At 70.1% G+C, this 6438-nt stretch carries 7 protein-coding genes; 3 read left to right on the forward strand and 4 right to left on the reverse strand.

All coding sequences use genetic code 11. From position 1 onward, the window contains the following. The coding region (locus ACFQ4H_RS34370; RefSeq protein ID WP_377579390.1) for a type VII secretion protein EccE at positions 1–1189 on the forward strand (1189 nt) is incomplete at its 5' end. Here ACFQ4H_RS34370 and ACFQ4H_RS34375 read toward each other — a convergent pair. The 3 genes from ACFQ4H_RS34375 to ACFQ4H_RS34385 all read right to left on the reverse strand — a co-directional run bounded on the left by ACFQ4H_RS34375 (position 1179) and on the right by ACFQ4H_RS34385 (position 3647). Further along, positions 1179–1838 carry a response regulator transcription factor gene (locus ACFQ4H_RS34375; RefSeq protein WP_377579392.1) on the reverse strand — a complete coding sequence of 220 codons (660 nt, stop codon included), beginning with the start codon at positions 1836–1838 and terminating at the stop codon, positions 1179–1181. The two genes, ACFQ4H_RS34370 and ACFQ4H_RS34375, sit on opposite strands and share 11 nt — an antisense overlap. Before the next feature lie 132 nt (positions 1839–1970). Continuing rightward, a complete protein-coding gene (locus ACFQ4H_RS34380) occupies positions 1971–2651 on the reverse strand; it encodes a helix-turn-helix transcriptional regulator (protein ID WP_377579394.1) in 681 nt (226 codons plus the stop codon). Between the two features lie 27 nt (positions 2652–2678). Beyond that, positions 2679–3647, reverse strand: coding sequence for an AfsR/SARP family transcriptional regulator (locus tag ACFQ4H_RS34385; protein WP_377579396.1), 969 nt, complete (start codon positions 3645–3647; stop codon positions 2679–2681). Positions 3648–3681: 34 nt separating this feature from the next. Here ACFQ4H_RS34385 and ACFQ4H_RS34390 point away from each other — a divergent pair, with 34 nt between their 5' ends. Continuing rightward, positions 3682–4347, forward strand: coding sequence for a response regulator transcription factor (locus ACFQ4H_RS34390; protein WP_377579398.1), 666 nt, complete (start codon positions 3682–3684; stop codon positions 4345–4347). Then, complete coding sequence (locus tag ACFQ4H_RS34395; protein ID WP_377579400.1) at positions 4344–5594, forward strand: sensor histidine kinase; 1251 nt, start codon at positions 4344–4346, stop codon at positions 5592–5594. Before ACFQ4H_RS34390 ends, ACFQ4H_RS34395 begins: the two co-directional genes overlap by 4 nt. Here ACFQ4H_RS34395 and ACFQ4H_RS34400 read toward each other — a convergent pair. Next, complete coding sequence (locus tag ACFQ4H_RS34400; RefSeq protein WP_377579402.1) at positions 5581–6018, reverse strand: hypothetical protein; 438 nt, start codon at positions 6016–6018, stop codon at positions 5581–5583. The genes ACFQ4H_RS34395 and ACFQ4H_RS34400 overlap by 14 nt on opposite strands. Positions 6019–6438 lie beyond the last annotated feature (420 nt).

Genomic DNA, 6438 nt, shown 5'->3' on the forward strand with positions numbered 1-6438 from the left:
GCTGTCCGCCGCCAGATCCGCGGCCCGTCAGCCAGGGGCGCCCGCGACCATGCCGGTCACGGCCCGCCCGGCTGGTGAACCGGAGCGGCTCGAGCCGGCGGCGCCCCGACCCGGGTCGAATTCGCGTCAGGTCCGTGACCGACTCGGCGGGATCGGTGTGCTTCAGCTCGTGTGCTGGCAGCTCGTACTGGTCGCTGTGGTCCTGGCCCTGGACGAGCGGTGGCCCACGATCGCCCTGACCGCTGTGGTGGCCGTCGTGGTCATGGCGCTGACCGCCGTGCGTGTTCGCGGCCGTTGGCTGTACGAGTGGCTTCTGCTGTCGTCGAGATACCTGCTGCGTGACCGTCACCTGGACCTACCCGGCGCGGGCGACACCGGCGCGGCACTGCTCCGCCTGATCTCGCCGGAGGTGGTGGGACTCACCGGCACCGTGGACGACGATCGGGAAGGCACGGTGTTCATGATCAGCCGGGCCGAAGGGATCACCGCCGTACTGCAACCGGCATCGACCGTACGGGACCTGGTGAGAGCGACGCCGGCTCCACAGACGCTGTTGCCCGCCCAGGACGAGCAGGCGCTGGCCTTCGCCGTACAGGTGGTCCATCACGCCGGAATCAACCGGGCGCGTCCACCGCGTACCTGGGTTGCCCTACAGGCACTACGGACGGTCGAGCTGTATCGGGACGCCGACGTCCGGCAGGCGCTCGGCAACGCCGTCCGACGGGTGCAGCGTAGGCTCCGCCGCGACGGTCTGCCGTCGAGGACGCTCGCTGAGCATGAGGTACTCGGTACCTTCGCCGCCCTCGCCCACGTCAACGCCGGCCGGGGCAGGGTACGGGAACAGTGGCGACTGTGGCAGAGCGGACCGATCACGCAGGCGGTGTTCCGGCTCGACGGTTGGGCTGAGCTGCCCCCGGCGGCCGGCCCGCAACTGCTGCGCTGGCTGCTCAGCGCGGCACCACAGGCGGCGGTGACGGTAGCCGTCACCGCGCGCCGTTCGCCCACCGGGGCCGAACCCGTGCTGAGCGCCACGTTGCGGATTGCGGCAACGAGTCCCGCCGGGTTGGAGAGCGCGGCGGACGAGCTGGCCCAGTTGGCTCGTGAGCGGAACGTCGACATGGAGCGCCTCGACGGCAGGCAGGCCTGGGGAGTGGCGAGCACCCTGCCGCTCGGCGTCGTCAAGGAGTGATCAGGTAGCCGCGGCCACGTACCGTGTGGATCAGCGGCGGGTCGCGGAGCTTGCGCCGTAGTTGGGCCATCACGACGTCCAACACGTTCGACGCCGGGTCGGCCATCTCGTCCCAGGCATAGGAGATCAGCTCGTGGCGCGACACCGACTGCCCGGGCACCGTCATCAGCCGTTCCAGGACGAGGAACTCCTTGGGGGTCAGGGTAAGCAGTACCCCGGCCCGGGTCACGCGGTGCCTGCCGCCATCCAGTTCGACATCCGCGCAGCGCAGCACCGCCGGCCGCCCCACCGTCCCGCGCCGGCACAGGCTACGGACCCTGGCCACCAACTCCGGCATGGAGAAGGGCTTCACCAGGTAGTCGTCACCGCCGAGGCGCAGGCCGTCGATCCGGTCGGCCTCGCTGTCCCGCGCGGTCAGGAACAGCACCGGCATCTGCCAACCCGCCGCGCGCCGGCCGTGTACGTACCGCAACGCGTCGCCGGCGGGCAACATTCGGTCGAAGACCGCGCAGTCGTAGGAGTTCACGAACAGTGCCTCGTCGGCGGCCGGCAGATCTGCCGCGGTGTCCACCGCGAAACCAGCGCCACGTAGCGCCGCCTCCAGTGCGATCCGCAGGTTGTCGTCGTCCTCGGTGACCAAGACTCGCATGGAGAGCAACGCTAGTGCGGTGTCCACTGGCGTCCACCGGGGTGCCGGTGGGGTGTGGATCCTCGCCCAATGTGGGCGAGTGGCTCCCCACCACCCGCTGGGTGGGGCGGGCCACCACCGGCCAACCGGCGATCAGCTCGCGTCCTCCATCAGCCAACCACGGTCCGCTGCCTTGACTCCGGCCTGGAACCTGCTGCGTGCACCGAGCCGGTTCATGATGCCGGCGACCATCCGGCGGACCGTGCGGACCGAAATGCCCAGTCTCACCGCCGCCGACTCGTCGGTGCTGCCGGAGCAGAGCAGGGTGAGCAGAGCACGCTCCCGGCAGGTCAGCGCCGAGGCATCCGTACCGTCCGGCAGTTCCAGCGGGGTGAGCGGGACCGCGGCAGGCCAGATCCGCTCGAACAGGCCCATCGTGGCGGTGACCACGCCGGGCAGCCGGAAGACCGCGACGCTGGTGGGGCGATCGGTGCCCGACCGGTCGGCTGGCAGCAGTGCGATTCTCCGGTCGATCACCATGGCCTCCATCGGCACCTCGGTGTCGGTACGCACCTCCGCGCCGGCGAGCGCCAGACTGCTGAGCCTCTTCGACAGTCGCGCCGAGTCCGGGAACAACACCCGGTACCGTACGCCACGGCGCAGGTTCTCACGGTCGATCCGACGGAACGTCGCAATCGGCGAGGTGCCTGAGCCACCACTCATGACCAGTACGTCGCTGACGGCCGAAGCGAGCAGCGCCTCGATTCCGGCGTACCCCGGAACCGGCCGGTTTCCCGCGACCAGGCTGAGCCGGCCGGTTTGCAGCGTGTCCATGACCGAAATACCTCCGATGACAGCGATTCAGGCGACCCGGCTGTGTGCCGGCGATCGGCGGGCGGCAGCGAGCCGGTCTTCGCGGAGCCGGACACGTATCCGGTCGAAGATCGCCTCCAGTACCGTGCGTTCGGCGCCGGTGAGCAGGTGGCGGTACGGGCCCAGGAACGCGGCGAGATCGATTTCCGGATGGGCGTCCGGGGCCGTCACCCGCGATCGGCGGGACGCGATAGGGACCGCGGATCGCCGCTGCGCGGGCTGCCGCGTCTCGCCACCGAGCAGGACCTCCCACTGGGCCGCGACGAGGTCCGGTCCCGGCTCGATGCCGAGCTCGCCGACGATGGCCTGCCTGGCCTGGTCGTACGCGGCCAGCGCGTCGGCCGGCCGGCCGGCCCGGTGTAGCGCGTTCACCAGCCGGGCCCATGTCCCCTCACGCAGCGGGTCCTCATCGACGAGGTCACGGAGCATCGCCGTCGCATCGCTGTGCCGGTCCAGTGCGAGCCAGGCCTCGGCCTGGAGTTCACGCAGTTCCCGGCGTAGCTCGTCCAACCTGGCCGACTCCGACCGCGCGGCGTCGAAGGTCAGCCCGTCGAACGGCCTGCCCCGCCACAGTGCCAGCGCGTCGGCGAGTTGCCCGGCAGCTTCGGCGTACGCACCGTGGGACATCGCCAGCCGGGCCGATGCGGCCAGCGACTCGACCCGGTCGGTGTCCAGTTCGCCGGGCAACACCCTGATCAGGTAGCCCCCCGGCCGGCTTTCCAGCCGATCGCCGAGTTCCCCGCGCAGCCGCCATACGTAGCTGCGCAGGTTGCGGAGCGCGGACGTGGGCACGGCCTGTTCATGCCAGATCGCATCGATCAGGTGGTCTATGCTCACCAACGCGTTAGCGTTCAGGAGCAACATGGCCAGCAGCGTCGCAGGCTTCCTTGCGTGCAGCCTGACCGGCACACCTGGCGCGGTGTGTGCCTCGAGCGGACCGAGAACGTGGAACTGCATGCGCCAACCTTCCGCTGCCACATATGAGGTTTCGATGACACGGGTGATGGTTGTCGAGGACGACGAGAATCTGCGGGTGGCGGTGGCCGCGAAGCTGCGTGCCGAGGGCCTGCATGTGGACGCCGCCCGCGACATCGCGACCGCGGACCGGGCACTGGGCGACAGCCACTACGATTGCGTGGTCTTCGACCGCATGCTTCCGGACGGTGACGCGATCGGTTACGTGTACACACGACGTCAGCAGGGGTGGAGCGTGCCGGTGCTGTTCCTCACCGCGCGGGATGCCCTCGCCGACCGGGTGGCGGGGTTCGAGCACGGCGGCGACGACTATCTGGTCAAGCCATTCTCGGTGGCCGAACTTACCGCGCGTGTGGCCAACCTCTGCCGCCGGTCGGGCACCGGCAGGCCATCGGTGTTGCACTACGCGGACCTGGAAGTCGACTGCGCGCGCCGCGAGGTACGCCGGGCCGGCGTCCTGCTCACCCTGTCGAGCAAGGAGTTCGCGGTACTGGAGTACCTCCTCACCCGGGCCGAGCACGCGGTGGACCGGACCGAGCTGATCGAGCACTGCTGGGACTCGGGAACTGATCCGATGTCCAACGTGGTCGACGCGGTGATCAAGCGGTTGCGGCGCAAACTACAGGAGCCGGAGCTGATCCACACGGTGCGTGGGCGTGGTTACCGGCTGGGGTACGCGTGACCGGATCGTCCGCCGACCGGCTGCGCAGGCTGCGTTGGGTGCTGACCGCGGTCTTCACCGTGACGAACATGCTCGGGCTCGTGGCATTCGCCTCGTGGATCGTGAGGGACGACACCCGACAGGCGGTCTCGCGGATCGACGCCGAACTGCATCGGGTGACCTCGTCGGTGAGCAGGACGGTCATCTTCGACGAGACCATCGACTTCAGCCTGGTCAATGTCGACGAACTGAACGAGCGGTGTCCCCAGTTCGCGATCATGCCCGGCGGTGCACCCGCGTTCCAGGCGTACCTGTCCAGGACGGAGTGCGTGCCCATGGACGGTGCGGTGGTCAGCGGGCTGGCCACCACCGCCGTGCGGTCCGGCACAGTTGTCGTCGGCTACCAGAAGGGCAGCGGCGGCGAGCTGGTCCGGGTACGGGTGGAACCCCTGCTCAACCAGGCCCGTAGGCCCATCGGGGCGGTGGTCGCGGTGGCCGACATGCGCCCGGAGCAGCAGCAGCACAACACTCTGGTGCTGGTGGTGGTCGGCGCCTGCGTCGTGTTGATCGGCGGGCTCGGGGTGGTCGGGCACCTGCTTTCGGGGCGGGCGATCCGGCCCGCAGCCGCGGCACTACAGCAGCAGGAGATGCTGCTGGCCGAGACCGCACACGATCTGCGTACCCCCGTTGCGGCGCTGCGTGCGCTGGCCGAGACCGCGCTGGACAATCCGACCCAGCGGGCCGACCTGTTGCCGCGTACGGTCCGGCTGGCCGTCCGGATGGGCGGGATCATCGACGGCCTGCTCGTGCGGGCCCGGCTCGCGGCCGGGGTCGAGCAACTGGCCATCCAACCGGTGTGGCTCGACCAGATGGTGGTGGGCGTGGTCGAGGAGACGCCGACCGACGGCGCGAAGATCACCGTCACCGCCGCGCCGACGAAGGTGAACGCCGACCCTGCCCTGCTGCAGCGAGCCATCGGGAACCTGCTGGACAACGCCGTGCGGTACGGGCGTCAGCCGGGTGCTGAGGCGATCGTGCACATCACGGTGGCCGGAGGTACGGTCACGGTGGCCGACCACGGGCCGGGCATCGACACCGCGCTCGCGGACGAGGCGTTCGACCGGTTCTCGAGCACCGGTGGGTCATCCGGGCTGGGGCTGTCAATCGTTCGCTGGGTGGCACAGGCGCACGGTGGCACGCTGTCGGTGTACAACGCCGACGAGGGCGGCGCGATCTTCGAGTTGAGCCTTCCGGTCAGCGCACCGTGAACTGCTGCCACGGCGGCAGGTCGACCCAGTCGCCGTCGAGTTGGTAGGCCAGGTAGTAGGTGTAGACGCCGGACACGGCGAACTCGCGGTGGAGCACGATCTCCTGTGGCACCGCGCCGAGCGCGACGTTCTCCTGCTCGGGGAAGTCGTGGAACGCACCTGCCTCGTCGCGTACCTTGACGGTCAACCTGCGCAGGGTGACCGTCCGGTCCGCGCTGATGGTGGTGCGAGCCGTGACCGTGCTGCCTGCGGCGGGCACCGCCGGCTCGACTCCGAGCCGGCCCGCGATGGTCACCTCGCCGGCGGACGGGCTGACCGGAATCAGATCCGGTTCGCCCAACCGGGAGGCGACGACGACGGCCAGGGTGAGCGCCACCGCCGCAGCGGCCAGGTACGTCCACGGCGGACGAGCACGCGTCGACATGGGCCATACGTTACGGGTAGCCGGCAGGAGGAGGGCGGTGCGACCTGTTCCGGCCATCCCCTGGCTTATTGGTCGACGAGCAGGGTGACGTGGACCGTGGTCGTGGTGACCGGACAGGTGGTGCCGCCCCTGCGCGGGACTTTCCGAGCAGGGGCACGCGGCTGTGGGCAGCGTTTGCAGTCGAATCGGGCCAATCATCGACCCGCCAGCCGACCACAGCTACCCGGGCCGGCCGGCGAGTCGGGCCGGCCACAGCTACCCGGGCCGACCACAGCTACCCGTTGAGCAGTTGGACGGAGCCGTATCCGGTCTCCCGGGGATGTCTGCCCGGCGTACGGGCAGCGGCGGTGGGGTCGCCGGCGGCGGGCCGGCCACGCAGCGTCGCTGGCACACCATCGGTGCCGGCCGCGGGCCTGCGCC

The sequence above is a fragment of the Micromonospora sonneratiae genome (assembly GCF_042679305.1).
Lineage (GTDB): Bacteria > Actinomycetota > Actinomycetes > Mycobacteriales > Micromonosporaceae > Micromonospora_H > Micromonospora_H sonneratiae.

Excerpts from the sequence above, each read along its gene's own strand:
- ACFQ4H_RS34375 (WP_377579392.1), bottom strand. The coding sequence starts at position 1,838 with ATGCGAGTCTTGGTCACCGAGGACGACGACAACCTGCGGATCGCACTG.
- ACFQ4H_RS34380 (WP_377579394.1), bottom strand. The coding sequence starts at position 2,651 with ATGGACACGCTGCAAACCGGCCGGCTCAGCCTGGTCGCGGGAAACCGG.
- ACFQ4H_RS34385 (WP_377579396.1), bottom strand. The coding sequence starts at position 3,647 with ATGCAGTTCCACGTTCTCGGTCCGCTCGAGGCACACACCGCGCCAGGT.
- ACFQ4H_RS34390 (WP_377579398.1), top strand. The coding sequence starts at position 3,682 with ATGACACGGGTGATGGTTGTCGAGGACGACGAGAATCTGCGGGTGGCG.
- ACFQ4H_RS34400 (WP_377579402.1), bottom strand. The coding sequence starts at position 6,018 with ATGTCGACGCGTGCTCGTCCGCCGTGGACGTACCTGGCCGCTGCGGCG.